The 26372-nt window shown below is 72.3% G+C and carries 23 protein-coding genes and 1 pseudogene; 11 read left to right on the top strand and 13 right to left on the bottom strand.

Features of this window, described 5'->3' with window-relative positions:
- Window positions 1-276 precede the first annotated feature (276 nt).
- Window positions 277-1977, top strand: coding sequence for a carbohydrate-binding module family 20 domain-containing protein (locus tag ACH499_RS05730; protein WP_356198496.1), 1701 nt, complete (start codon window positions 277-279; stop codon window positions 1975-1977).
- 92 nt (window positions 1978-2069) lie between these two features.
- On the opposite strand, the gene ACH499_RS05725 is transcribed toward ACH499_RS05730, so the two are convergent.
- The gene (locus ACH499_RS05725; RefSeq protein ID WP_399013990.1) at window positions 2070-2576 is read right to left on the bottom strand and encodes a GNAT family N-acetyltransferase; all 507 of its coding nucleotides are present in this window, start codon (window positions 2574-2576) and stop codon (window positions 2070-2072) included.
- A gap of 105 nt (window positions 2577-2681) precedes the next feature.
- Between ACH499_RS05725 and ACH499_RS05720 the strand changes: the two genes are divergently transcribed.
- Together ACH499_RS05720 and ACH499_RS05715 are read left to right on the top strand one after the other, a co-directional pair.
- Window positions 2682-3335, top strand: a complete 654-nt coding sequence (locus ACH499_RS05720) for a maleylpyruvate isomerase N-terminal domain-containing protein (protein ID WP_399013989.1) — start codon at window positions 2682-2684, stop codon at window positions 3333-3335.
- A gap of 353 nt (window positions 3336-3688) precedes the next feature.
- A complete protein-coding gene (locus ACH499_RS05715; protein WP_356198492.1) occupies window positions 3689-3976 on the top strand; it encodes a DUF1876 domain-containing protein in 288 nt (95 codons plus the stop codon).
- Between the two features lie 75 nt (window positions 3977-4051).
- Here ACH499_RS05715 and ACH499_RS05710 read toward each other — a convergent pair whose 3' ends face one another.
- Entirely contained in the window at window positions 4052-4729 is a 678-nt protein-coding gene (locus ACH499_RS05710) for a CBS domain-containing protein (protein ID WP_399013987.1), read from the bottom strand.
- A gap of 325 nt (window positions 4730-5054) precedes the next feature.
- On the opposite strand from ACH499_RS05710, the gene ACH499_RS05705 reads away from it, so the two are divergent.
- The gene (locus tag ACH499_RS05705) at window positions 5055-5933 is read left to right on the top strand and encodes a potassium channel family protein (RefSeq protein ID WP_399013986.1); all 879 of its coding nucleotides are present in this window, start codon (window positions 5055-5057) and stop codon (window positions 5931-5933) included.
- 43 nt (window positions 5934-5976) lie between these two features.
- Here ACH499_RS05705 and uppS read toward each other — a convergent pair whose 3' ends face one another.
- Window positions 5977-8607, bottom strand: coding sequence for a polyprenyl diphosphate synthase (gene uppS / locus ACH499_RS05700; RefSeq protein WP_399013985.1), 2631 nt, complete (start codon window positions 8605-8607; stop codon window positions 5977-5979).
- Complete coding sequence (locus tag ACH499_RS05695) at window positions 8604-9257, bottom strand: ABC transporter ATP-binding protein (RefSeq protein WP_356198485.1); 654 nt, start codon at window positions 9255-9257, stop codon at window positions 8604-8606. Before ACH499_RS05695 ends, uppS begins: the two co-directional genes overlap by 4 nt.
- 198 nt (window positions 9258-9455) lie before the next feature.
- Here ACH499_RS05695 and ACH499_RS05690 point away from each other — a divergent pair, with 198 nt between their 5' ends.
- Window positions 9456-10106: a hypothetical protein gene (locus ACH499_RS05690; RefSeq protein WP_399013984.1), complete on the top strand. Its 651-nt coding sequence runs from the start codon at window positions 9456-9458 to the stop codon at window positions 10104-10106.
- Window positions 10107-10386: 280 nt separating this feature from the next.
- Complete coding sequence (locus ACH499_RS05685; RefSeq protein WP_399013983.1) at window positions 10387-14016, top strand: hydantoinase B/oxoprolinase family protein; 3630 nt, start codon at window positions 10387-10389, stop codon at window positions 14014-14016.
- 66 nt (window positions 14017-14082) lie between these two features.
- On the opposite strand, the gene ACH499_RS05680 is transcribed toward ACH499_RS05685, so the two are convergent.
- The 8 genes from ACH499_RS05680 to ACH499_RS05645 all read right to left on the bottom strand — a co-directional run bounded on the left by ACH499_RS05680 (window position 14083) and on the right by ACH499_RS05645 (window position 18517).
- Window positions 14083-14499: a hypothetical protein gene (locus ACH499_RS05680; protein WP_356198482.1), complete on the bottom strand. Its 417-nt coding sequence runs from the start codon at window positions 14497-14499 to the stop codon at window positions 14083-14085.
- A 102-nt stretch (window positions 14500-14601) separates the two neighbouring features.
- Window positions 14602-15078, bottom strand: coding sequence for a hypothetical protein (locus ACH499_RS05675; RefSeq protein WP_399013982.1), 477 nt, complete (start codon window positions 15076-15078; stop codon window positions 14602-14604).
- 136 nt (window positions 15079-15214) lie between these two features.
- Window positions 15215-15400: a PQQ-binding-like beta-propeller repeat protein gene (locus tag ACH499_RS05670; protein WP_399013981.1), complete on the bottom strand. Its 186-nt coding sequence runs from the start codon at window positions 15398-15400 to the stop codon at window positions 15215-15217.
- Complete coding sequence (locus ACH499_RS05665) at window positions 15367-15879, bottom strand: PQQ-binding-like beta-propeller repeat protein (RefSeq protein WP_399013980.1); 513 nt, start codon at window positions 15877-15879, stop codon at window positions 15367-15369. The genes ACH499_RS05670 and ACH499_RS05665 overlap by 34 nt, the downstream gene beginning before the upstream one ends.
- Window positions 15833-16612, bottom strand: a complete 780-nt coding sequence (locus ACH499_RS05660) for an SDR family NAD(P)-dependent oxidoreductase (RefSeq protein ID WP_399013978.1) — start codon at window positions 16610-16612, stop codon at window positions 15833-15835. Before ACH499_RS05660 ends, ACH499_RS05665 begins: the two co-directional genes overlap by 47 nt.
- Before the next feature lie 57 nt (window positions 16613-16669).
- The gene (locus tag ACH499_RS05655) at window positions 16670-17203 is read right to left on the bottom strand and encodes a DinB family protein (protein WP_399013977.1); all 534 of its coding nucleotides are present in this window, start codon (window positions 17201-17203) and stop codon (window positions 16670-16672) included.
- A gap of 17 nt (window positions 17204-17220) precedes the next feature.
- A complete protein-coding gene (locus ACH499_RS05650) occupies window positions 17221-17502 on the bottom strand; it encodes a hypothetical protein (RefSeq protein ID WP_399013976.1) in 282 nt (93 codons plus the stop codon).
- Between the two features lie 130 nt (window positions 17503-17632).
- Window positions 17633-18517 carry a LysR family transcriptional regulator gene (locus tag ACH499_RS05645; RefSeq protein WP_399013975.1) on the bottom strand — a complete coding sequence of 295 codons (885 nt, stop codon included), beginning with the start codon at window positions 18515-18517 and terminating at the stop codon, window positions 17633-17635.
- 132 nt (window positions 18518-18649) lie between these two features.
- Between ACH499_RS05645 and ACH499_RS05640 the strand changes: the two genes are divergently transcribed.
- Both ACH499_RS05640 and ACH499_RS05635 read left to right on the top strand, forming a co-directional pair.
- On the top strand, window positions 18650-19678 hold the full coding sequence (locus ACH499_RS05640) for an alcohol dehydrogenase catalytic domain-containing protein (RefSeq protein WP_399013974.1): 1029 nt from the start codon (window positions 18650-18652) through the stop codon (window positions 19676-19678).
- A gap of 134 nt (window positions 19679-19812) precedes the next feature.
- Complete coding sequence (locus ACH499_RS05635; RefSeq protein ID WP_399013973.1) at window positions 19813-20919, top strand: flavin monoamine oxidase family protein; 1107 nt, start codon at window positions 19813-19815, stop codon at window positions 20917-20919.
- A gap of 69 nt (window positions 20920-20988) precedes the next feature.
- Here the strand turns inward: ACH499_RS05635 and ACH499_RS05630 are convergent.
- Window positions 20989-21195: pseudogene (locus ACH499_RS05630) on the bottom strand (DUF6233 domain-containing protein); the annotation flags it as partial.
- 146 nt (window positions 21196-21341) lie between these two features.
- On the opposite strand from ACH499_RS05630, the gene ACH499_RS05625 reads away from it, so the two are divergent.
- The 3 genes from ACH499_RS05625 to ACH499_RS05615 all read left to right on the top strand — a co-directional run bounded on the left by ACH499_RS05625 (window position 21342) and on the right by ACH499_RS05615 (window position 26302).
- Window positions 21342-22349, top strand: coding sequence for a hypothetical protein (locus ACH499_RS05625; RefSeq protein WP_399013972.1), 1008 nt, complete (start codon window positions 21342-21344; stop codon window positions 22347-22349).
- A 410-nt stretch (window positions 22350-22759) separates the two neighbouring features.
- Complete coding sequence (locus ACH499_RS05620; protein WP_399013971.1) at window positions 22760-25465, top strand: SpoIIE family protein phosphatase; 2706 nt, start codon at window positions 22760-22762, stop codon at window positions 25463-25465.
- Window positions 25466-25570: 105 nt separating this feature from the next.
- The gene (locus ACH499_RS05615; RefSeq protein ID WP_399013970.1) at window positions 25571-26302 is read left to right on the top strand and encodes a YqjF family protein; all 732 of its coding nucleotides are present in this window, start codon (window positions 25571-25573) and stop codon (window positions 26300-26302) included.
- The last annotated feature ends 70 nt before the right edge of the window (window positions 26303-26372 follow it).

Genomic DNA, 26372 nt, shown 5'->3' with positions numbered 1-26372 from the left:
CCGCGTGCCGGAACCCTCGACCGGCCGGACCGGAGCTGGAAGGAACCTAGCAGCACTGCAATTTCTTGCGTAAGCCCTTGCAGGCCAGAAAACCGCTGGATCTCCTGGAAGTGATCGGGCGGTGTCCAAAGGGTTGACCTCGGGGGAGCGGGCTCGTACGGTCTGCGACGCGACAAGGACTGAATCCTTGCAGCAAGAGAATTCAGTGGCCTTGGCAGGGCGCGTTGCCGCATGAGGCCGCACCGTCACCCGCTTTCCCCCACAGCAGGAGGACACATGGCCAGACCACTGTCCGCGGCGCTCGCCCTGATGGCAGGCGCCGCCGCCCTCGTGGCCCCCACCGGCACCGCCCAGGCGTCCGCGCCGGGCGACAAGGACGTCACCGCCGTTCTCTTCGAGTGGAAGTTCGACTCCGTCGCCAGGGCCTGCACGGACACGCTCGGCCCGGCCGGCTACGGCTACGTCCAGGTCTCACCGCCCCAGGAGCACATCCAGGGCGGCCAGTGGTGGACCTCGTACCAGCCCGTCAGCTACCGGATCGCCGGACGGCTCGGCGACCGCGCGTCCTTCGTGAACATGGTGAACACCTGCCACTCCGCGGGCGTCAAGGTCGTCGCCGACTCCGTCATCAACCACATGTCGGCGGGGTCGGGCACCGGTACCGGCGGCTCCTCGTACACCAAGTACGACTACCCCGGCCTGTACTCGGCCGCCGACATGGACGACTGCACCAGGGAGATCGGCAGCAACTACGGCGACCGGGCCAACGTGCAGAACTGCGAACTCGTCGGCCTCGCGGACCTGGACACCGGCGAGGACTACGTCCGCGGCCGGATCGCCGGCTACCTCGACGACCTGCTCTCCCTCGGCGTGGACGGCTTCCGTATCGACGCCGCCAAGCACATGCCCGCCGCCGACCTGGCGAACATCAAGTCCCGGCTCAGCAACCCGAACGTCTACTGGAAGCAGGAGGCGATCCACGGGGCGGGCGAAGCCGTCTCGCCCGACGAGTACGCCGGCACCGGTGACGTCCAGGAGTTCCGCTACGCCCGAAGCCTCAAACAGGCCTTCGGCGGCGGAAGGCTCGCCGACCTGAAGAACTTCGGCGAGGGCTGGGGCTTCATGCCGTCGTCGAGGGCGGGCGTCTTCGTCGACAACCACGACACCGAGCGCAACGGCGAGACACTGAACTACAAGAACGGTGCCGACTACACCCTGGCCAGTGTCTTCATGCTGGCCTGGCCGTACGGCTCGCCCGACGTCCACTCCGGTTACGAGTGGTCCGACAAGGACGCCGGCCCGCCCAACGGCGGTGCGGTGAACGCCTGTTACAGCGACGGCTGGAAGTGCCAGCACGCCTGGCGCGAGATCTCCTCCATGGTCGGCTTCCGCAACACAGCCCGCGGCCAGGGCGTCACCGACTGGTGGGACAACGGCGGCAACCAGATCGCCTTCGGGCGCGGCGCCAAGGCGTACGTCGCCATCAACCACGAGAACTCCTCGCTGACCCGCACGTTCCAGACCTCGCTGCCCGCCGGCGACTACTGCGACATCCAGTCCGGCAGGGGCGTCACGGTCAACGGTTCCGGCCAGTTCACCGCGACCCTCGGCGCGAACACCGCCGTCGCTCTCCAGGCGAACGCCCGTACCTGCACGGGCGGCGGCACCCCGGGCACCGGCACCACCGGCGCCTCGTTCGGCGTCAATGCCACCACCCAGCTCGGCCAGAACATCTACGTCACCGGCAACCAGTCCGCTCTCGGCAACTGGAACACCGGCAGCGCACTGAAGCTCGACCCGGCGACGTACCCGGTCTGGAAGCTCGACGTGGCCCTTCCCGCGGGAACCTCGTTCGAGTACAAGTACCTCCGCAAGGACGCGAACGGCAACGTCACCTGGGAGAGCGGAGCCAACCGCACCGCGACGGTGCCCTCCTCCGGCAAGGTCCTGCTGACGAACGACGTCTGGCGCGACTGAACACACCCCGGGTGGGCCGGCTCACCGCCCTTCGGGCCAGGAGCCGGCCCACTCCGGTAGACGGGCGCGGCCCGCAGCGGACGACGGTCGCGTCAGAGCTGCCGTCGCATGCACACGCGCGGCCAGCGGTCCAGCCCGTGTGCTCCCTCACGCTCGCGGATCCGCCGCAGGCCGGGCGTGAGCATGCCGTCCGGCACGATCTGGAAGCCACAGCGTGCGTAATAAGGGGCGTTCCACGGAACCTCGGTGAACGTGGTGAGGGTCAGGGCGGGTACGCGCTCACTCCTGGCGTGTTCGGCCAGATGGTTCAGAAGGGACCGGCCGACCCCGCGGCGCGCGCTGCCGGGGTGCACCGAGACCTGTTCGACGTGGATGCCGCCGTCGACACGATCGGCGATCAGATAGGCGACCGGTACGTCGTCCGCGTCGACCGCCACCCACGCCGACCCGCTTCGCTGGTACCGGGCGAGTTCGTCGAGCGGGAGCGGCTCGTCGTCGGCGATCTCCGGCATGCCGACGTCGTGGAAGCGCTGACCGGCCGCCCGCTCGATGTCCTGCACCACGGGCAGCTCGTTCATACGCAGGGATCGAATGTCCATGTGATCATTGTCCAGGGCCCCTGGGCGGGGCGGTCGGCGGGTGCCGGGCCGGATCGGCGGGTCCTGCCGTCCCGGCCCCGGAACGGCGTCGAGTAGCCTGCCGCAATGTCACGTTGTGGAACCTCAGACGCGCTGGTGAGCGGGGTGCATGTGCGCGAGGCCGTCGCGCACTGCGTCAGGACGCTCTCCGACGGTCCCCCTTCGCGGTGGAGCACTCCTGCCGGGGACCTGGACTGGACGTGCTGGGAGACGCTGGAGCACCTCGCGGACGATCTGCTCACCTACGCGTTGCGCTTCGGGCTCGCGCGTCCCATGGGCGTCCGGCGGGTGCCCCTGCGCCTGTCCAGCGACCGCGCCGAAGGGCCCGAGAACGTCATCTTCGGTGACACGGCGGAAGGACCTGACGGGTTGCTGACGGTGGTCGAGGCGTGCGGAGGTCTGCTCGCGGCCGTCGTGGACAGCACCGCCCCCACAGTGCTGGCCCCGCACGTCTTCGGCGCCTCCGACCCGGAGGGCTTCGCGGCCATGGGAGTCGTCGAAACCCTCGTCCACACGTACGACATCGCCCAGGGGCTCCGGCGCGACGGGACACCACCGGAGGACCTGAGCCGCCGGGCCCTGGTCCGGCTGTTCCCGGACGTGCCCGTCACCGACGACGCCTCGTCGACCTTGCTGTGGGCCACCGGTCGTATCGCCACGCCGCAGCGGCCTCGGCGCTCGGACTGGCGCTGGTACGGCGCGCCTCGGAGCAACCAGTGACACCTGCGCCGCTCCGAGCCGGTCGGCTCGCCCGTCGCCCGGTGCTCCTGGCCGAAAGAGTGCGGACGCCGCCGCGCCGATCAGGAAGAGTGGCCCGTCAGGCCCGGTGAGGCGGGCGGCCTCGCAGGGGAAGCCGAGGGCACAGCGCCGCGCCCCGCGGAACCCGGTGGCTCCGACCGGCCACCGGCGATGCCTGGCGGCGCCCTCCCCCCTGTAAGAAGCTGGAAGAGGTGCCCGGGCCCGACGGGGCGGATGCGAGCGCCGGTCGCTCGTCGGGCGACGCCTCCGGGCGGCTGGGAGCGTGCGCCGCCGCGTGGACCGCACAGGTCCGAACCGAGGTGAGGAGGAAAGCGATGTCGCACACGGCAGAGTGGAATGTTCGGCTACAGCTCGTCCAGGACGACGACGGAACCACGAAGGCGCACGTGGTGCTGGACACCCACACCACGGAGCTTGCCGGCCAGGGGACCGCGCACTGCCATCCCGCGGACCCGAACGTGCCGGAGATCGGCGACGAGCTGGCGGCGGGGCGGGCCCTGCAGAACCTCGCCCAGGAGCTGCTGAAGACCGCCGAGCGCGACATCGAGGGCATGGGGGTGCGGCGGCCCCGCACTCAACAGGTCACCGGATGGTCCATGTGACCGGCGGTAGGACGTGGAGCGCACCTCGGCGGCGCCACTCGTCACCGAAGGTCCGGCGGCCGGCGTAGCGGGCGGTCACCGATCGGGTCCGGGCCCGTCCGGGCCGGACGGTTCGCCGGTGAGCTGTGGCTCGACGTCCACGACGCCCTCCACGGCGCGCACGAGGCGCACGGCGACCGAGATGAGCGAGGTGTCGTGGATGTGTCCGCGGAGGGTGACGACCCCCTCGTGGACGTTCACGTGGACGGCGTGGCTGAAGGCGGGGAAGAGGTAGGACACCACGGTGCGGCGCACCTCCTCCTCGATCTCCTCGTCCGGCCGCAGGAAGACCTTCAGCAGGTCGGCGCGGCTGACGATGCCCTGGAGCACCCCGATGTCGTCGACCACGGGCAGCCGCTTGACGCGCCGGACGGCCATGATCCTGGCCGCCTGCGCCAGGGTGGAGCCGGGATGGACCGTGACCGCCGGGGTGCTCATCAACTCCTCCGCCGTCACCGCCCCGGCCTTGGCGACGTCGGACAGCCGCCGACGCTGCTCGAAGAGGCTCGGTCCGCTGTCGCGGAACTCCTCCTTGGGCAGCAGGTCGGCCTCCGAGACGACGCCGACGACGCGTCCTTCTCCCTCCAGGACCGGCATCGCGCTGACCCTCCACTGCTCCATGGTCCGCACGATCTCCTTGAACGGCGCGTCGCGTCCGACGGCCACGACCGTCCGGGTCATCACGTCGCTGACGATGTGGGGGGTCTTAGGCACCGCGATCCTCCTCGCTCCGCCTCGTCAGGGGAACCGTTCGACGATGTTCCGTGTGAGGGCCGCCGGACACGCGCGTGCGACGGACGTGGCGGCGAGGCGAGGAAGGGGACCCCGTCTTCTCTCCGGACGCATGACTCCACGATCGTCGCAAATCGGCGCGGTGCAACCCGAGCCGAGGGCCCCGTCCGTGAGCCGGCCGGAGGTCGGGAACGGACACCCCGCCGCGTCCGGCGCGCGACGTGCGGCTGCGGGAGGATCCGCCGGCCAGGACATAGGGTCCGAAGGCAGTGTTCCGCTTCAGGCGACTGTGCCGTGGGAGACATGGATGAAGTGGTTGGTCTCGGTGGCCGGCGCCGGTCTCGTCATGCTCACCCTGCGCGATCTCTTCCACACCCTGTGGCACCCCACCCGCCACGGTGGTCTGAGCCGCCTCGTCATGACGGCGCTGTGGCGTCTGGCCCGGCGCTTTCGCGCGCGTCGGAGGGTGGTGGGGCTCGTCGGACCGCTCGCCATGGTCACGGTGGTGGGCATGTGGGCTCTCACCATCGTCCTCGGCTGGGCCATCGTCTACTGGCCGCACATGCCCGGGGCGTTCGCCTTCTCGTCCGGTTCCCGGGCGGCGCGGGAGTCCGCGTTGCTGGACTCCGTGTACCTGTCGCTCGTCACGGTGGCCACCCTGGGGCTGGGAGACATCGCGCCCGGCGCGGGCTGGCTGCGCCTGGTCTCACCGCTCGAAGCCCTCGTCGGCTTCACCCTTCTGACGGCCACCGTCTCCTGGGTACTGGAGATCTACCCGGCGCTGACCCGCAGGAGGGTCCTGGCCGTCCGACTGGCGCTGCTGCGCGACTCCGACCCGACACAGCGGCAGATCGACTGCACGGCCGGTGCGCTGTTGCTGGACAGCCTGGCGACGGAGGTCGTACGCGTGCGCATCGACTTCACCCAGTACGCCGAGGCGTACTACTTCCACGACGGGGAGGACCACTCGTCGCTCGCGGCCACCATCGGCTACGCCGCCACCCTCGCCCAGCGAGGACGGGCAGCCCAGCGGCCGGAAGCGCGCCTGGCGGGCGACGTGCTCACCGGGGCGCTCGCAGATCTCGCCGCCGTCCTCGACCAGCGTTTCCTCCACACCGGTGGCCCGGCGACGGAAGTGTTCGCCGCGTACGCCACCGACCACGGGCGCGGTTTCGCGCGCACCTGACCGACGGGCCCCGGGGGCCTGAGCCGGTGCGGGGTGCGGATGCCTAGGGTCCGTGTTCGCGCGACGCCCCGGCCGATGACTGGGTGCCCCCGAAGCGGCGGTCGCGACGGGTGTAGGCGTCGACGGCCTGCCACAGATGGGTGCGGTCCGTGTCCGGCCAGAGAGTGTCGAGGAAGACGAGTTCGGCGTAGGCCGACTGCCAGGGCAGGAAGTTGGAGGTGCGCATCTCGCCGCCGGTGCGGATGAGCAGGTCGACGTCCGGCAGGTCGGGCTGGTGCAGGTGGGCGGCCAGGTGGCGGGAGGTGAGGCTGTCGGGGTCGACGGCCCCGTCAGCCGCTCGGCGGGCCAGCGTGCGGGCGGCGTGGGTGATCTCGTCGCGCCCGCCGTAGTTGACGCACATGTTCAGTGTCAGGGCGGTCCGGTCGCGCGTGGCGTGCTCGGTCCGGCGCAGGGAGCGCACGAGGTCCGGTGGCAGCCCGTCCGGCGTGCCGGACCAGCGCAGCCGGACATCGCGCTGCCAGACCTCCTCGGTCTCCATGTCGAGGCCGGCACGGAAGAGGCGCAGGATCGCTTCGATCTCGGCGGCGGGGCGTGTCCAGTTCTCCGTGGACAGGGAGTACAGGCTCAGGCAGGGCAGGCCGATCTCCAGGGCGCCGTACACGGCTTCCCGCACGGCGAACCGACCGGCCTCGTGGCCGGCGGTGCGGGGCCGGCCGCGGCGGGTCGCCCATCGTCCGTTGCCGTCCATGATGATCGCCGCGTGCCGGGGCAGGAGGTGAGCGGGCACAGCGGGCGGGAGGCAGCCGCCGGGGTGCGGTGCCGGCGGCAGCACGGGCGGCGTGCCGAGCGAGGGAGAGTCGTCGTCCGCGGGCCGAGGCAGCGGGACGGCGGGAGGAACGCCGGTGCCGACGGCGGACCGGGCGTGGTCGCGCCAGGCTCTGGCCACGCGGAGCCGGCCGCGCGCGAGCGTGAGGTGGAAGCGGACCGGACCGGCCTCGGAGGGGCCGCGCAGGAGGGCGTGAGGGTCGTGGTCGATGCGGTCGAGTTCGAGGCGGTGCAGGTCGACGACGGTTCGCAGGGCCGCGGCCATGGGCGGGTGCTGGGCGCCGGCGGCAGCGGTCTGCTCCAGCCACCGGCGGGCGAGGCCGGTCATGGCGCGCACCATGTCGGCGTACCGGCCGCCCGCCCGGCCCCGTGCGAGGTCTTCGATGCTGACGTCGTACTCGTCGAGCACGGCGGCCGGCAGCTTCACGAAGCCTTCCGCGGCGTCTTCCCGCAGGTCACGCAGTACGTCCAGGAGATTGAAGGCGTCGGTCCACACCCGCACCGCCTCGGCGTCGCCGGGGGTGAAGGCCGGCCCGGGGGCGCTGAACAGGCTCATCAGGCGCGTCACTCCGAAGGGAAAGGTCAGCGTGCGCCAGTAGGCCGACCAGTCGTCCCAGGTGGCCAGGGCGGAGGTGCCCCCGGCGTCCCGGCGGTAGACGGCGTCGGTCGCCCCGATCCCGGCAGTGGGCAGATCCCAGGTCCACACGGCGTGCACGACGGCCGCGCGCAGCGGATCCTCGCTGTGCCCCCTCCGCAGATCGGCTTCGAGCAGTTCGCTGAACCGGCTGACGCGCTCGGACCTGTCCCGCCGGTCGAGCCGCCGGGTGTCGGAGAGGTCGTCGAGGTACCGGCCGTACCCGTACATGGCCCACAGCAGAGGCCGGAGGCGAGCGGGGAAGAGCTTGGGAAGAGCGGCTTCCACGGGACCCGAGCGGCGCATCAGGCGGTGGCAGATCTCGTAACCGGCGATGACCGTTGCGTCGTGGATGCCGGCCGAACGGTAGACACGCGCGCGCACCGGGTGCAGCAGGCGCAGGCCCACCGGGCGGGCCGCGGGCCGGGGGACGCGCGGGCGCGGCAGCGCCGGCACGAGGGTGCGCCGGCTCGTACGGGCCGTGAAGGCCGCCACTCCGGCCGCGGTCAGTCCGGCCGACCAGCACAGGCCCAGCAGGAGCTGACGCCACGGGACGGCGGTCAGGCCGACCGCGGACACCGCCGCCTGCATCGCCCCGTAGGCGGGCAGCCACCTCAGCAGCGGGCTGTCCGCGGCAGGATTGGCGACGGGGTTCTGCAGCGTCAGGTCGATCAGGCTGACCATGATGACGACGAACATCCCCGCCAGCTCACTGCGCAGCATCGCCGCCAGCAGGATGCCCGCGCCCCCGTAGGCCAGGGCCCCCACCAGGAACGCACCGGCCATGACGTCGAGACGCTCGGGCCGGTAGAAGACACACACCCACGCCGTGGCGTAGCCGGCCGTCAGCGCCGAGGTGAGCAGCAGCACGGTGCTGCGGGCCAGCAGCAGACACAGGCGCGGATGTCCGGCGATCACCAGCCGGTGGTCGAACTCCGCCGAGCGGCGGGCGGCGAGGAACATCATGAAGCCGACGATCAACGCGATCGAATGCAACGCCCCCGACAGTTGCGTCACCGTGTTGGCATCGAGGTCCACCGGCCGGTCGGCGGCGCGCAGGAAGAACCGCACCGGCTCGTCGGGCAGGACCCGGTAGGCGAGCGTGAGCCACAGCGGAATGAAGAAGACCACCAGGGCCAGCGCCAGCCGGTTACGGGCCTGCTCCAGGACGGCGTGGCGCACCGCCGTGCCCAGACATCGCCACCACCACCTCACGCGGCACTCCCCACGATGCCGTCGCCGCCGACGCCCAGGACGCCGCCCTCCAGCCGGTGCAGCACGTCCAGCCGCTCCCGGTCATGGGCGAGGTGGGAGACCACCACGACCGCACGACCACGTTCGCTCAAGTCCCTGGCGATCTCCCAGAAGCACAGGTACGTCTCCCAGTCGAAGCCCTGGTAGGGCTCGTCCAGCAGCAGCACGTCCGGGTCGTGCATCAGCCCCACGGCCAGGTTGAGCTTCTGCAGCGTCCCGCCGCTGAGCGTGTGCAGGCGGCTGCGGGGACTCTCGTCGAAGCGCAACCGCTCCAGCAGTTCCCACACCCGGCGGCAGTCGTCGAGCCGGTAGGCGGCCTGGAAGAACCGCACGTGCTCCCGGACCGTCAGCGCCGGGTGCAGCACGGTGTTCTGCGGGCAGTAGCCGATCCGCCCGCGGCACTGGATCGTGCCGCTGTCGGCTGCCGCCTGTCCCACCAGGATGCGCAGCAGAGTGCTCTTGCCCGCGCCGTTCGCACCGACGATGCCCAGCAGGCAGCCCTGCGGCACATCCAGGCTCACGCCACGCAGCACCGGGCGTCGACCGTAGGCCTTGCGCACATCACGCAGACGCAGAACGGCACCCGCGGGTGCCGGGAGGGAGTCGTTCACTTCCTGAGCAACGACGCAGCAGCGGGAAGGTAGTGGGCGGGAGTAGGCACTCGCCGGCCGTCCGGGCGCCGCGCCACGGCAGGCGCGGCGGGCGGGTCGGCGGAAGAATGTTGGTCGGCGAGCGGTGTGGAGTCGAAGGTGGTGCCCGGCGTTCGGTGGGGTCGGTCCAGCCGTGGGCGTCCCGACGAGGAGAGCAAGGTGGATCAGCGAGCACCCGACCGGGCGGGCACCCTCGTGGGCCAGGCGGCGGGCCGCGTGCCGGCTCTCCTGCTCAAGGCCCGTGACGCTCTGCGCGAGGCGTCCCGCCTGGGCGTGACGCGAGGAGCAGCGGAGGCCGATGACCCGCCGGCGCGGTTCGTCAGGAACCTGACGTCCTTGCGGAGAGAGGCCGAGGACGCCACCTCCAGCGCCCTCGGGGGCGCACCGGACGAAGCGGACCGCCGCTCCGTCCTGACCGCGCTGTACGTCCGGGCCGACATGGGGCGCATCGCCGTCCTGATCGAGCAGGTCGGTGACATCGCCCTGGGGCGGGGCGCGCGGCCCTTCGCCGAACCCGTCGCGGCGCACGTACGAGAACTGGCCGCGGCCTGTCCGACCCTCATGGCCCAAGCCCACGATGTCCTTCGCTCGCCCGGTCCGCCGTCCCTGCTGGACCAGGGCCTGGCCGACATCGCCGATCGCCAGCGTCACCTCAGCCACGCGCTGCTGACCGGCGGCCCGGACTGCCCCACGCGTGATGCCGTGGACGCGGCGGTCCTGGGCCGTTGCTACGAGGAGTGTGCCTGGCGCACGGTGGCGTTGACCCGAGTCGCACTGCATGGGCCCGGAGCCGCTCCTCGTCGTCCCTGATCCTCGATCCCCACCGGTCCTGGTGACCGCCGACAGGGTCCGTGGGGCCCGACCCGCGGCGTGACCACGGCCGGCGGTCAGAGCCCGAGTGGCGGTCCCGGGGAGAGCGGGGGCGCCTCCCGCCGGGACCGGTCGGCACGTCCCGGCGCGTGTGTCCTGCTCCGGCAGGGAATCCGCTCGGCCGGTCCGCGCCTGATCATCTCGCATCCCGACGAGGATCGTTCATGCTGGGACGCAGGAGACGGCAGTGTCACCGACGGCACGGGAGGAGGGCGCGGGCATGCCCAGCGGCACCCCTTCCGGCTGGCGGTTCTGGATCGACAGGGGCGGCACCTTCACCGACGTCGTGGCCCAGGCGCCCGACGGCCGGATCAGGGCGCTCAAGCTGCTGTCCGAGGATCCCGGCCGCTATCGGGACGCGGCCGTCGAGGGCGTCCGGCGCCTTCTCGGGCCGGCCCCGGGCGCGCCCGTTCCCGGCGACGACATCCACAGCGTCCGCATGGGGACGACCGTGGCGACCAACGCCCTGCTGGAACGTGCCGGGGAACGCACGGCACTGGTGATCACGCGGGGGTTCCGCGACGCCCTGCGCATCGCCTACCAGAACCGCCCGCACCTCTTCGCCAGGAAGATCGAGCTGCCGGAGCCCCTCTACGAACGCGTCATCGAGGTCGACGAGCGCGTCACCGCCGAAGGAGAGGTGCTGCGCCCGCCCGATCTGGACGCTCTCGCGGTCGAGCTCAGGCGTGCGCACGCCGACGGCATCCGCGCGGTCGCGGTCGTCTGTCTGCACAGTGCGCTCCACCCCGAGCACGAGCGTGCCGTCGGCCGACTGGCCACCTCGATCGGCTTCGCCCAGGTCTCGCTCTCCTCCTCCGTCGGACCGCTCACCCGGCTCGTGCTGCGCGGTGACACCACCGTCGTGGACGCCTACCTCTCACCCGGGCTGCGCAGGTACGTGGACGACGTCTCCCGCGAGCTGTCCGGTGTCCGGCTCATGTTCATGCAGTCGAACGGCGGTCTGGCGGCGGCCGACCACTTCCGCGGCACCAACGCGGTGCTCTCCGGTCCGGCCGGCGGCATCGTCGGCATGGCCGGCCTGTCGCGGCAGGCCGGACACGACCGTGTCATCGGCTTCGACATGGGCGGCACCTCGACGGACGTGTCCCACTTCGCGGGCGACTTCGACCGGGTACCCGTCACCCGCGTCGCCGGGGTCCGTCTGCAGGTACCGATGCTGGACATCCACACGGTCGCCGCGGGCGGCGGCTCGGTCCTGCGCTTCGACCACGGACGCTACCAAGTGGGCCCGGACTCCGCCGGGGCGCGTCCGGGCCCGGCCTGTTACCGCGCGGGCGGCCCGTTGACGGTGACCGACGCCAACGTGATGCTCGGACGCATCCCGCCCGCCCACTTCCCGCACGTCTTCGGCCCCGACGGCGACCAGCCGCTGGACGAGACCGTCGTACGGCGGAGGTTCACCGGGCTCGCGGCCCGGATCCGCGAGGCCACCGGTGACCGCAGGACCCCCGAGGAGGTGGCCGAGGGCTTCCTCCGGGTCGCGGTCGCGAACGTGGCCGCCGCCGTCAAGCGCATCTCCGTGCACCGGGGCCGCGACGTCCGCGACTACGCGCTGACGTCCTTCGGCGGGGCCGGCGGCCAGCACGCGTGCGCCGTCGCCGACGCGCTCGGCATCCGCACGGTCCTCGTGCCGCCCCTCGCCGGCGTGCTGTCCGCCCTCGGCATCGGGCTCGCCGACGTCACGACCGTGCACGAGCAGTCGTCGGAACTGGTCCTGGACGACGCCCGCATGGAGGAGATCCGGACGACCGCGGACCGGCTCGAAGCCACCGCCCGGGCGGAGCTGGCCGAGCAGGGCACTCCGGACGAGCGTGTGCGCGTCACCCGGACAGCGCGCCTGCGCTACGACGGGACCGACACGGCCGTCACCGTACCGCTCGGCGAAGCCGACGACATGGCACGGACGTTCGCCGAACGCCACCGCGCGCTCTACTCGTTCCTGCTGGAGAGGCCGGTCGTGGTCGAGGCCCTCTCCGTCGAGGCCCGGGGTCTGACCTCCCAGCCCGATCTCGGCAGGCTCGGCGGCGAGGGCACGCCGTACGGGGAGGCGGACGCGCCCACGACGCGCCTCCACGTCGCCGGCGAATGGCGGACCGTACCGCTGCGGGAGCGCGAGCGGCTGCGGCCCGGAGCAGTGGTGCCGGGGCCCGCCGTGATCGCCGAGGACAACGCGACCACCGTCGTCGACCCCGGCTGGCGGGCCACCGTCACCGAGTTCGGTCACCTCCGCCTGACCAGGACGGCCACCGTGGAGAGCGACCGGGTCGAGACCACGGCCGATCCCGTGATGCTCGAGATCTTCAACAGCCACTTCGTGTCCGTCGCCGAGCAGATGGGCGCCCGGCTCGCGGCCACGGCCCAGTCCGTCAACATCAAGGAACGCCTGGACTTCTCCTGCGCCCTCTTCGACCCCGAGGGCAACCTCGTCGCCAACGCGCCGCACATTCCGGTCCACCTCGGTTCCATGGGCACCGCCGTCCGGGAAATCGTCCGCCGCCGCGCCGGAAGCATGCGGCCGGGCGACGCCTACGCGGTGAACGACCCGTACCACGGGGGAACCCACCTGCCGGACATCACCGTGGTCACGCCCGTGTTCGGGGAGGCCGGCACTCCGCACGCCGACCTCGTCCTGTTCTACGTCGCCTCCCGCGGACACCATGCGGAGATCGGAGGACTGACGCCCGGTTCGATGCCGGCCGACAGCCGGAGCATCGAGGAGGAAGGCGTTCTCTTCGACAACTGGCTGCTGGTCCAGGACGGCCGTCTGCGGGAGGCGGAGACCCTGGACCTGCTCACCGGTGCGCCGTACCCCTCACGCAATCCGCTGACCAACCTGGCCGACCTGCGCGCGCAGGTCGCCGCCAACGCCAAGGGCGTCGACGAGGTCGACCGGATGATCCGGCACTTCGGTCTCGACGTGGTGCAGGCGTACATGCGGCACGTCCAGGACAACGCCGAGGAGGCGGTCCGGCAGGCTCTCGACACCCTCAGCGGCGGGGCCTACCGGTACGAGACCGACTCCGGGGCGGTGATCGCCGCACGCGTCACCGTGGACCCCGTCCGGCGCGAAGCGACCGTGGACCTCACCGGGACCTCGTCTCAGCTCGACACCAACTTCAACGCACCGACCTCGGTGGTCACGGCTGCCGTCCTGTACGTCTTCCGCACACTCATCGCCCAGGACATCCCGCTGAACGACGGTTGCCTGCGGCCACTGCGCATCGTCGTACCGCCGGGATCGATGCTCGCCCCCGCGCCGCCCGCCGCCATCGTGGCCGGCAACGTGGAGACCTCGCAGGCGGTCACCGGGGCGCTCTACGCCGCGCTGGGCGCCCAGGCGGAGGGCAGCGGCACCATGAACAACGTCACCTTCGGCAACGAACACCATCAGTACTACGAGACGGTCGCCTCGGGCGCCGGCGCGGGCCCCGGCTTCCACGGCGCCTCCGCGGTCCAGACACACATGACCAACTCCCACCTGACGGACCCGGAGGTTCTGGAGATGCGCCTGCCGGTGCTGGTCGAGGAGTTCTCCGTGCGGAGCGGCAGTGGGGGAGGGGGCCGGTGGCACGGGGGCGACGGTGTGGTGCGCAAAATCCGCTTCCGTGAGGCGATGACGATCAGCGTGCTGTCGGGGCACCGCCGTGTCCCTCCCTACGGGATGGCCGGCGGGGAGCCGGGCGCCCTCGGGAGCCAGCACGTGGAACGGGCGGGCGCCGTCCTGCCCATGGCGGGCTGCGGCACCGTGGCGGTGCGAAGGGACGACGTGTTCGTGCTGCTCACCCCCGGCGGTGGCGGCTACGGGGAGGCGGTTCCGCCGGCCTCCTGAGATCCCCGTGGACCCGTCCGCACCCTGCGGCGTCTTCGCTCGGCGGCTCGGCGGAAGCCGCCGGGGCTATGTCCTGGCGATCTCTTGCCGGAGCTGACGGGTGAAGCGGCGCAGCAGATCCAGCGTCTCCCTGTGCTCGGCCCTGCGGTCGTCTCTGCCCTCGCTGGGCCGGGCGCTCCAGACCCGGCGTGCGAGGGCGTCGGCGATGTCGACGGTGTCGTCGGCACACAGCAGGTAGAGGACCGACCGGGCCTCCTGCATCCGGCCCGCCAGCTCGTTGCCCCCGGCGCCGTCGTCACTCAGCCGTGTGTCGCGGAGGTAGTCGATGAGCGCGGTCACGGCCGTGCTGAAGGCGGCCCCGGCTCTCAGCTTCTGCTCGCGCAGCCACATGCGGTCCTGCCGGCGCGCCGTGAACCAGGAGCCGAACACGACCCCCATGACGCCGATGGCGGCCCCGATGGCCACGGACAGGATGTTCTCCACGCTCAGCTCCCCCCGGGCAGGCAGTCGGCAGCAGGCTACCGGAGCCACGGGGGGCACCCGGCTGGACGAACCCGGCGGGCCGTCTCCCCGCCGGCCCGGACGTCAGTCCCATGCGTTGAAGAGCACTCCGCCCAACGTGGTGATGCCGTACAGCCGCACCTGGCGCCACTCGCCCCGGCTCAGCACCGAGGTGTCGACGTCCGGGAGCGACCGGGTGAGCTCGGCTCGACCGAGTACGACGAACCCCAGGTCGGCGAAGGGATGGGCCCACGGTGGCGGCGCGAGGAACTCCTCGGTGTACCAGTCCCGGCGTTCCTGGGCGAAGGCGATCCAGGGGTGGTGGGCGTGACACAGGACGACGGTTTCGCCTGCGCCCGCGATGACCGTCGCGGTGTGGAACGTACGGGGGTGCGTCTGTTCCTCCACCTCGCCCACATGTCCTTCGGCCGCCCGGGCGGCCGCGTACAGCGCCGCGCGGAACGCCCGCAGGTCGGTCACCGGCAGCGGTCCGTCCTCCGGCCGGAAGAAGCCGGTGGCGCCTCGCGGCAGAGTGAAGGCTGCGTCCTGGTCCGGGGCCATGAGGTCCATTCTGCCGAGGCGAGAACACGCCGAACAACGAGCCCCGGCAGCCCGGATCCACCATGGCGGCCGTACGGCGCGGGGCCGGCGGCGGGGGCACCGGGGATACGGACCGGAGACGAGGCGTCTGCGTCGGTCAGTTGTCCGGTTCGGCGGGTCTGGCCGTGTCCAGGGCCAGGAGACCGTCGTCGTGCGTGCCGACGTGGACGGTGGAGCCGGTCAGGACCGGGGCGGACACTCCCTCGTCGTGGTTCAGACGCCGGCGGACGGTGCCGGACGCGGTCTCGATCAGGCAGATCCGGTCGCCGTCGCCCGCGGCCACCAGTCCGCCCCCGCCGCTGACAGATCGGGGAAGCTCCTCATGTCGATCCGCCAGGGCTTGCGCCCCGTTTCCGTGTCGACACCGACCACGTCATGGTGATCGGTGACGCACAGCGTGCGTCCTGACGGGACGACGTCGGAGGGCCAGTCCTTCTCGAACTCGTAGCTGCGGCGCCGCTCGCCGGTCTTCCGGTCCAGGACGGTCACAGCACCGAAACCGGCGATGTGGAGTGCCGAGCCCGACACGGCGGCGCCCTTCGGCATCTGGATCCCGGTCCGCCAAAGACGCCTCCCGGACCCTGCAGTTGGGGCCGATGCGCCGGATCCCGTGCCAGACAGTGCCGTACGGCCCCTCTCAGTGCCGTGTCCGTGATGCCGGACAGGTCCGGGTCCACGGTGAGCGGCCGCGCCATGACGACGGCGGCGGGACGGCTCAGTTGCGGCCGGCCATGACGCCGCCGTCGATGTCCCAGACGGCACCGGTGACCCAGTCGGTCTGGTTCGACAGCAGGAAGGCGACGGTGGCGGCGACGTCGTCGGGGGTGCCGGTCCGGCCGAGGGGGTGGAAGGGGCCGAAGCCGTCGAGAGCGGAGTCGAGGTCCGCGCTGGGGATGAACTCCTCGTAGATCGGGGTGCGTACGACGGCCGGGGCGACCGCGTTGACGCGGATGCCGTGGGGGGCGAGTTCCATCGCGAGGTGCTGGGTCAGGGAGTGCAGGGCGGCCTTGGCCATGGAGTACGCCGAGGAGGGCGTGGCGGCGACGGCCTGGTGGGCCCACATGGAGCCGATGTTGACGACGGCGCCCTTCGCGCCACGGGCGATCATGTTGGCGGTGACGGTCTGGGTGAGGAAGAAGAACGCGCGGTTGAGGCTCTGGTAGCGGTCGTAGTCCGCCGCGGTGTGCTCCAGGAAGGGCTTGGGGGAGAAGACGCCGGCGGCGTTGACGAGGAGGGTGGCGTCGGCGTGCTCCTCGGTGAGGACGGTGCGCAGGCGGTCGACGGCCGCGGGGTCGCTGAGGTCGGCGGCCAGGCCGACGGTCCTGCCGTGGGTGGAGAGGGCGGCCGCGGCCTCGGCGGCCTTGGCCGGGCCGCGGCCGGTGACGACGGCGGTGCCGCCGGCGTCGAGGACGCGGCGGGCGACGGCCAGGCCCATGCCGCTGGTGCCGCCGATGACGACGACCTTCCGGCCGGTGAAGTCGAGGGTGCTGGACAAGTGGGGCTCCTGGTTCCGGTGCGGTGTCCGGACGGGAAGGGGTGTCCGGTGTGGGGGTCAGGTGGAGGGGGCGCAGACGAGGTAGCCGTCGATGCGGCTGAGCCGGTCCGAGGAGGGGTCGGGCGGGAGCGCGTGGCCGAGGTCGCCGGCACGGACCTCGCTGATCCACCGGTCGTGCTGGTACTCGTGGTTGATGAGTGAGAGCAGCAGGTGGTGGGCGACGACGGTGAGCTGGTCGGGGGCGCCGACGTTGCCTGCGGTGATGGCACCGATGCGGGCGTGGACGCGTTCGGCGACGGTGTCACGGAACACGGTGAGCCGTTGGACGGTGGGCAGGGCGCCGCGGAACTTCTCCGGGTTGGCCGAGTCCATGAGGCCGTCCAGTTCCGGGTCGGGGCTGGGCTCGGCCGCGGTGAGGTTGCGGACCATGAAGTGGGCCACGTGGGCTTGGTGGCCCAGGTGCCAGCCGATGGCGCTGGACTCCTCGTGCGGACGCCAGGTCACCTCGTCCGGGGTGAGGTCCTTCCACAGCTCGTCGGTGTAGGCGCGGGCCCGGTCGTACTCACGGAGCAGTGCGCTGATGTCGTGCATGACGCCGCCTTCCGGGCTCAGACGGTGTCGTAGACGCGCACCTCGGGTGCCGCCTGGAGGAAGGGGGACAGGTCACCGGCCACGTCGCGGGTGAACAGGTCGCTCGCCAGGTACGCCGTGGCGTCGGCGGTGGTCCGGAAGCCGTGGAGGACCTGTACGTCCTCGTCGCGGACGAGGAGCTCCTTGCTGATGGCGCCGGGGACGGCGTCCAGGAACGGCTGCTGGTACTTCTCGTAGACGCCGGCGGCCGCGACGCGGTCGGCCGGGGCCACCCGAAGGGTGATCTCAAGATATGCCATGGTTATGCCTCACTTGATCGGGCAGAAGGGCACGGCGCGGAAGGTTCCGCACCGTGACCGCCAAGTTAGGCATGGCGTCGGAGATCCGGTAGGGGACCTCGTTGAATCAGGCTATAAGTCGTGCGTATGGCTAGCGGCGGGCTGCCGCGAGGCTGTCGGCGAGGCGGAGGAGGTCCGCGGCGAGCGGTGAGCCGGCGCTCCACACCGCTTCGAAGGAGATCTGCACCTCGCGGCCGCCGTTCAGCAGCGGCCGGTGGGGGACCTCGGGCGAGGTGAGCTTGGAGCGGGGGACCATCGCCGAACCCAGGCCCAGCCTCGTCCAGTCCTCCAGGACCTGGTAGCCGGCGGCTTCCCCCGGATAGGTGCGCAGCGGCATGTGGTGGGCCCGGAAGAGCTGCGTGGTGAACGTGGTCAGGCCGCAGGTGTCCGGCACGAGGATGAAGCACTCCTTACCGGCGTCCTCGAGTTCGACCGGCGTCGCCCGCGTGGTGCCGGGGCTGACGACGACGATCGGCTCGACGTCGATGACGCGGTGCTCGAAGCGCGGCATCGCGGTCACGGCCGGGATCAGGATGATGTCGAGCCCGCCGGACCGCAGGCCGGCGCGCAGCTCCTGCATGTTCGCCTCGCGCAGCACGAGGTCGCGGGGCACGGGAAGGTCCTGGACCAGGCTGAAGGCGCGGGCGACCAGATGCGAACCGATCAGCGGGGAGACGCCCATCCGGATCTTCTGCTCGCCGGGTTCGGTCAGCCGCCCGGCCTCCGCCACGACGGCGTCCAGCGCGTCCAGGGCGCGGTCGATCAGGGGCAGGATCCGGGTACCGAACGCCGTCTGGGTCACGCCGCGCGGCGAGCGGTCGAACAGCCTGTCGCCCAGGCGCTCCTCCAGCTTGGCGATGCCGTTGGACAGGGCGGGCTGGGTGACGCCGTAGGCGCGTGCGGCGGCGCTGAAGGACTTGGTCTCGGCGACGGCTCGCGCGTACCGGAGTCCTTCCGTGTTCAGGCGATCGGTCATAGCCACGGCTTATCGCTCCATTCGCTGGGGTCCCCTACCCGGCACACGTTGTCCTGTCTACGGTGGGGCACCTGCTGATGCAGCATAACCAGCAGCTATGAGCCACCGTTCCGATCCCGGAGGAAGCGCAGTATGTCGGACAGCGCCGTGACCATGGTCGTGACCGAGCCGCGGGGACCTCTGCGGCCGTCCGTGGCCGAGACGGCGTCGCCGTCGGGCCGGTCGGTGCGTGTGGCGGTGGCGGCGAGCGGCGTGTGCCACACCGACATCGCGACGGCCGCGGCCACCGGCGCGGGCACCCCCTTCCCGGTCACCCCGGGGCACGAGGCCGCCGGTGTCGTCGCGGAGCTGGGGGACGACGTCGAGGGCTGGGCGGTCGGGGATCGTGTGGTCGTCGGCTGGTTCGGCGGCAGCTGCGGGCACTGCGCCCTCTGCCGGTCGGGCGATGTCGTCCACTGCCCCGGACGCAAGGTGCCCGGCCTGTCCTACCCGGGCGGCTGGGCTCAGACCATCACCGTGCCGGCCGACGCGCTCGCCCGCGTCCCCGACGCGCTCGGCCTGTTCGACGCGGCCCCGTTCGGTTGCGCGGGCGTGACCACCTTCAACGCCGTCCGCAAGGCCGGCGTCCGCGCGGGCGGCCGGGTCGCGGTGTTCGGGCTCGGCGGCCTGGGGCACCTCGCCGTCCAGTTCGCGGCCGAGCTCGGCTACGAGACGATCGCCGTCGCCCGGGGCGGCGACCGCGAGAAGCTCGCCGGTGACCTCGGTGCCCACCACTACATCGACAGCGCCGTCCAGGCGCCCGGAGCCGCCCTGAGGAACCTCGGCGGCGCCGACCTCATCGTCCACACCGCCTCCTGCACCGACCCGGTGGAGGAGCTGCTGACCGGACTCAACGTGCACGGACAGCTCACCCTCGTCGGTGTCGACGCGGGATCCGTGACCGTTCCGGCGGCCCGGCTCGTTATGAACGCCCACACCCTCACCGGGCACCTGACCGGCAGCCCGCGCGAAACGGAAGAGGCCATGAGGTTCGCCGTCACCAACGGCGTACGGCCCATGATCGAACGGATGCCGCTGAAGCGGGCCGCCGACGCCGTCACCCGGCTGCGCGCCGGGACCGCGCGCTTCCGCATCGTCCTCGACACCACGGACATCGACTGACCGGGGCCTCCCCGCCTCCGCGCCCACGGTGCGGGAACAGCCCCACCCGCCACCTGCCGCCGAAGGCCGGGCAGCCCGTGCCGAGACACCGCCCGGCCACAGCCGGGTCCGTCCTGATCAAGAGGAAGCGACACATGTCCCAGCAGGACAGCCACGACGTGATCGTGATCGGCGCCGGTGCCTCGGGGCTGGCCGCCGCCACCGCCCTGCACGCCGCCGGACGCGACACCGTCTGCCTGGAGGCCCGCGACCGCGTCGGCGGACGCCTGCTCTCCGTCCCCGTCGCACACTCCGAGCGAGGCCTCGACCTGGGAGCCACCTGGTTCTGGGACGGCGAGGACCGCGTCCGGGGCCTGGCGGCACGCAGCGGCATCGCCACCTTCGACCAGCACCTCGCCGGCGACACCGTCCTCCAGGACGGCACCGGCACCCACCGCCGCTCCGGCAACCTGATCGACACCCCCTCCCGCCGCTTCACCGCCGGATCCCAGAGTGTCGCCACCGCCCTCGCCGCCGAGCTGCCCCCCGCCACGCTGCGCCTCGAAGCCCCCGTCACCACGATCGAGCAGGACGGCCGGGGTGGTCTGGCCGTGCACACCCCGGCCCGAACCCTGCGCGCCGAGCACGTCGTCCTGGCCGTCCCACCGGCCCTGGCCCTGGAGCGCATCGATTTCGGCGACGCCCTCCCCGCGGGCCTCCTCCGCATCGCCGCGTCCACCCCCGTCTGGATGGGAGCCGTCGCCAAGGTCGTCGCCCACTACGCGGCCCCGTTCTGGCGGGAGGAGGGGCTGGCCGGCGCGGCCTTCAGCAGGACAGGACCGCTCCAGGAGATCCACGACATGTCCGGTCCCGACGGCGAGCCCGCCGCGCTCTTCGGTTTCGCGCACGCCCGCACCGTCCGGCCGGGATTCGAGCACGCCGTCACCGCCCAGCTCGCCCGGCTCTTCGGCCCGGCCGCCGCCACCCCCGACGCCCTGTACGTGCGGAACTGGAGCGCCGAACCGTGGACGGCGCCCTCCACCGTGCAGCGCCTGGGCGACCACACGCTCTTCGGCCACCCCTTCTACCAGCGGCCGGCGCTGGACGGCCGGCTGCACTGGGCGTCGACCGAGACGGCGACCGCGTTCGCGGGACACATCGAAGGCGCCCTCGCCGCCGGGGAAAGAGCGGCACGTGCCGTCCTGACGGCTTTGGACGACGCCGGGGCCCGATCGCCGGCCTCGCCCGCCCTCGGCGGATAAGTCGATGATGTGCAGGTGGACGTCGGGCCGGCAGTGACCGCAGGCCGTGAGGCCCGAGGCGAGAAGGCGCCGGGCCTCGTCGCGGTCGACGGGGCGGTGCCGCTTGCCCGCCATGGAGCAGTCGCCGGCATGGACCTGCAACGGCGGGCGGCGGGCACCGATGCCGAGTTCGACGATCCAGTCGGCGGGCGTGGGACGGTGGCGCCGCCCGTGTTCCTCCTCGGCCTGCCGCTGCCGGATGGCGGCGATCTTGTTGTCGATGCGCTGCACCCACATGGCGTGCCAGATCCGCAGTGTCTGGAGCCGGTCGAGGTCCGGGGGCAAGTCATCGAACATAGTTTTGATTCTAGGCCCAAGATCCGGCCCTATCGCCTCGCGTGTTCGATTTTGCGTTCGATAACGTGGTGGGGGAGGTGAGGGTCATGAACGACACCGACACGACGGTGGGACGGGTACCGACGGTGATGCACGTGCGCTGCCCCGACCGCCTGCCGGAAGAGGCGTACCGGCAGGTCCTGGAACTGCTCGCGGACCTCTCACCCGTGGTGCAGGCCGCCCCGCCCACCGCGGCCCTGGTCGAGCTGAAGGGCGCACTGCGCTACCACGGGGCCGAGGCACACCGCCTGGGCGAGATCCTGCGGGTGCGGACCCTCACGCGGCTCGGCGTCGACGTGCGGATCGGCATCGGTCCCTCGATCACGGTCGCGGCCACCGCCTCCGCCCAGGTCACGCCGCCGGGCGGAGTCCTCACCGTCACCCCCGACGCCGTGACCGACTGGCTGGCCCCGCTGCCGGTCGAGGCCCTGCACGGCATCGGCCCGCGTCAGGCCGGCGCCCTCCACGACTACGGCATCCGCACCGTCGGTCTGCTCGCCGCCGTCTCGCCCGAGTCCGTGCAACGCCTCCTCGGCGGCAGGGCCGGACGCCTCGCCTCCGACCGGGCCCGGGGCATCGACCCCCGCTCCGTCGTCCCCCGCACCCTGCCCGCGTCCGCCACCGTCCGCCTCGGCTTCGACCGGCACGCCCTGGACGGCGCGGACGTCCGTGCCGCACTGCTCGACCTGGTCGTCAAGCTCGCACGGCTGCTGCGCCGGCGCGGCCGGGCCGCCCGCGCGTTGACCCTGACGCTGCGGTTCACCGGCGGCGGAAGTTGGGAGAAGACCCGCCGTCTGCCGGAACCGTCCGCGCACGACGAGGATCTGAGGACCACGGCCTACCGGCTGATGGACGCCGCCGGTCTCCAGCGCGGCCGGCTCACCGGCCTGGTCCTCAGGGCCGACGACCTGGTCGACGCCGACCAGGTCGCCCAGCAGATCAGCCTCGACCACACTCGCGAGGCCAGACTCGTCGCGGAGGCCGCCGTGGACCGGGTGCGCGACAAGTTCGGGCACGTCATCGGCCCGGCCGCCGTCTTCCGCCGCGCCGGCTGACCCGGGCCGAGGGGCCCGCCGAGCTCTGCCGGCCGGCAGCGTCGCGAGCGGGAACCTTCGCCGGCCAGGTCCGTCAGCGACGCAACCGCACCGCGCACACCGACGTCCGTCACGACGTTCGTAAGATCACGGACCCCGACGGAGGACTCGCGCATGACGGCAGGAGCTGCCCGCTGCCTCTCCGTTGCGCGCCCGGCGGCCCCGCACCCGTGCTCTTCTCCCACGACATGGGCCACCTGCCCGCCGACCTGCGCTGGACCGGCTTCCCGCCCGACCTCCGCGTCCGAGGGCAGTGCCCCCGGGGCGCCGGCCGGCGACACGACCGCCCGCCCGTGGGAGCCCCGGCGTGCGCCCACGGCCCGGCTCCGCCAGGAATGGGCCGCTGAGTGCCTGCGGCGGAGAATGTTGATATGGCCAGGTTTTCCGGGCAGGCGGCGCGCAGGGGCTGGAGGCGTGGCCGGAGTGTCGCCGGTGAGGTCCTGGTCCTGCAGTTGGCGCTCGTGGTGCTGCTGGTCGCCGCGGCGGTGGTGACGCTGGTGCTGCAGGCCCGGGAGCAGGCAACGGCCGACGCCCGTCACCGTTCGCTCGCCGTCGCGCAGTCGTTCGCGCACGCCCCGGGGATGGTGACGGCGCTGAAGAGCCGTGATCCGACCACGGTGCTCCAGCCCCTCGCGGAATCGGTCCGCAAGGACACCGGTGTGGACGCCGTCGTCGTCTACAACGCGAAGGGGATCCGCTACACCCACCCCGACCCGAGCCTCATCGGGAAGCGCATAGTCGGCCCTGAGCGCCTCGTGAAGGCGTCGTTGGCCGGCAAGAGCGTGACCGCGAGCTTCAAGGCGAGCCAGGGGCCTTCCGTCGTCTCGGGGATCCCCGTCAGGGACACGGACGGTTCCGTCCTCGGCGGTGTGTCGGTCGGGATCACGGTCCGGAACGTCAATGCCACGGTGGGGCGCGAGCTGCCGGTGCTGTTCGGTGCGGCGGGTGCCGTGCTCCTCCTCTCCTCGGGCGGAGCGGTGCTGGTGAGCAGGCGGCTGCGACGGCAGACGCACGGCCTGGGCCCGCTGGAGATGGCGCGCATGTACGAGCACCATGACGCGGTCCTCCACGCCATCCGGGAAGGCGTGGTGATCGTCGGAGGCGACGGGCGGCTCCTGCTGGCGAACGACGAGGCCCGCCGCCTGCTCGAGCTGCCCGCCGACGCGGAGGGGCACCACGTCACCGAGCTGGGCCTGGAGGCGGGCACCGCCGAACTGCTGCTCTCCGATCGACTGGTCAGCGACGAGGTGCATCTGGCCGGTGACCGCCTGCTCGCCGTCAGCACCCGGCCCACCGTGCCGGACAGGGGCAGGACCGGCCGCGTCGCCACGCTCCGCGACACCACCGACCTGCGAGCGCTCGCCGGCAGGGCCGAGGTGGCGGGGGGACGCCTGAAGCTGCTGTACGACGCCAGCGTGCGGATCGGCACCACCCTGGACGTGACCCGGACGGCCGAGGAACTGGCCGAGCTGGCTTCGATGCGCTTCGCCGACACGGTCGTCGTCGACCTGGCCGAGCCGATCCTCCGGGGCGACGAACCCGTGAGCACAGAGCGGCGGCTCCTGCGCACGGCCGTCGGCGGACCGTACCGGGCCGAGCGGTTCGTCGCACCGGGCGACATGATCCGGTATCCGGGGTCCGTGCCGCAGGCCGTGGCCCTCGAGACGGGGGAGGGGATCCATGAGCCCGACCTGCGCGGCTCCTCCCGGTGGAGGGAGGACCCGGACCAGCTCCGGCGCTACCTCGATCACGGGATCCACTCGCTCATCACCGTCCCGCTGCACGCCCGCGGCGTCACCCTGGGCCTGGCCACCTTCTCGCGGTCACGGCAGTCCGCGCCGTTCGAGGAGGACGATCTGGCCGTCGCCGAGGAACTGGTCGCCCGCGCGGCGGTCTGCATCGACAACGCCCGCCGCTACACCCGCGAGCACGGCATGGCCGTCACCCTGCAGCGCAGCCTGTTGCCCCGCGCTCTGCCCGAGCAGGAGGCGGTGGAGGTGGCGCACCGCTACCTGCCCGCCCAGGCCGGGGTCGGCGGCGACTGGTTCGATGTCATCCCCCTGTCCGGAGCCCGAGTGGCCCTGGTCGTCGGGGACGTCGTCGGGCACGGGCTGCACGCCGCCGCCACCATGGGGCGGCTGCGCACCGCGGTCCACAACTTCTCGGCCCTGGACCTGCCCCCGGACGAACTCCTGGCGCACCTGGACGATCTCGTCGCACGGACCGACCTGGACCCGGCCGGGGACGAGGGCGAGTCCATGACCGGGGCCACCTGCCTGTACGCGGTCTACGACCCGGTCTCCGGGCACTGCACGGTGGCTCGGGCCGGCCACCCCGGCCCCGCTGTCGTCCACCCCGACGGCCGGGTGGCCTTTCCCCACGTGCCCGCCTCGCCGCCGTTGGGTCTGGGAGGTCTGCCCTTCGAGACCTCCGAGCTGGAACTGACCGAGGGGTGCCGGCTGGTCCTCTACACCGACGGGCTGGTGGAGAACCGCGATCGTGACCTCGACACCGGCCTGGAACTCCTGCGCACCGCCCTGGGCGATGCGACGGCCACCACACCGGAGGAGACCTGCCGGGCCGTCTTCGCCGCCATGCTGCCCGCGCACCGCAGCGACGACATCGCCCTGCTGGTGGCCCGTACCCGTCTGCTGGATCCCGCGCAGGTCGCCGACTGGGAGGTGCCCTTCGACTTCGCCGCCGTGGCCGAGGTCAGGGCGGCGTGCAGCCGGAAGCTGGCGGAGTGGGGGCTGGACGAGGCCGCCTTCACCACCGAACTGATCCTCAGCGAGCTGATCACCAACGCCCTCCGGTACGGGACCGAGCCGGTCGGGGTCCGGCTGCTGCGCGACCACGCACTGATCTGCGAGGTCTCCGACGGCAGCAGCACGTCCCCGCACCTGCGCCTGGCGGCCACGACGGACGAGGGTGGTCGCGGGCTGTTCCTGGTCTCCCGGCTCGCCCGACGCTGGGGCACGAGGTACACCCCCCGGGGCAAGGTCATCTGGGCCGAACAGCCACCGGCTGCCGAGCAGCAGGAGGTACCGCTGTCACTGCTGGACGACCTGCCCCTGTGAGACGGCACCGGTCCGGGTGTGCCGTCGGGGCGAGTCCGCCGATCGTGCCGGTCGCGTGCGCGCACCGTGCGTTTCTCCCGGGCCGGGCGGGGGGACTCGCGGTGCGTGGTGACGTACGGTGCCGAGCGGCCGGTACGGGTGCCGGTGCTGCGGGCGGGCTGGCTGACGCAGACGTTCGTCCACTGGTCGTTCCCGGTGGAGGCGGTTCAGAGGCTGGTGCCCGCACCTCTGGTCGTGGACGCGTACGAGGGCGCGGCCTGGGTCGGGCTCACTCCGTTCGTGATGGCGGACGTACGCCTGCCCGGCGTACCGGCCGGGGCACCCGGTGTGCCCGCGTTCCCGGAGACCAACCTGAGGACGTATGTGCGGCACCCCAGCGGCCGGGACGGACTGTGGTTCCTCTCCCTGGAGGTCTCCCGCGCGTTCATGCTGGCGGCTCGCGGGATCGGCGCGCCGTACCACCGCGGCGCTCTCGACGTCACCAGGCGGGCGGAGACCCTCGTCTACTCCGGGAGGAGAAGGGGGGCGGGTGGGGCCTCCTACCGTCTGGTCGTGCGCCCCGGCGTCCGCATCGAACGGCCGACGCAGCGGGACATCTGGCTGACCTCCCGCTGGCGGGCGTACACGCGCCGGCTCGGGATGCTCTGGGAGACGCCCGTGGAGCACGAACCCTGGCCGCTGGCCCGCGCCGAGGCCGAGGTGCTGGAGGAGACGCTCACCGCTGCGGCGGGCCTCCCGGCTCCCTGTGGTGAGCCGGTGGTGCACTTCTCGGAAGGTGTCAGGCATGTCCGGCTGGGAGCCTCGCTGCCCCGCCCGCCGTCGGCCGCCGCTTCGTGAGAGAGCGCCCCGGCGCGGGTCCCGGCCGAGGAAGCGAGCGGACGTCTCGGCCGCGGGCCGACACGGTCTG

The sequence above is a fragment of the Streptomyces sp. NPDC018947 genome (assembly GCF_044390505.1).
In the GTDB taxonomy this organism is placed as follows: Bacteria; Actinomycetota; Actinomycetes; order Streptomycetales; family Streptomycetaceae; genus Streptomyces.
Note: the sequence above shows the minus strand (reverse complement) of the source record. Positions and strands in the feature narration are given on the sequence as shown.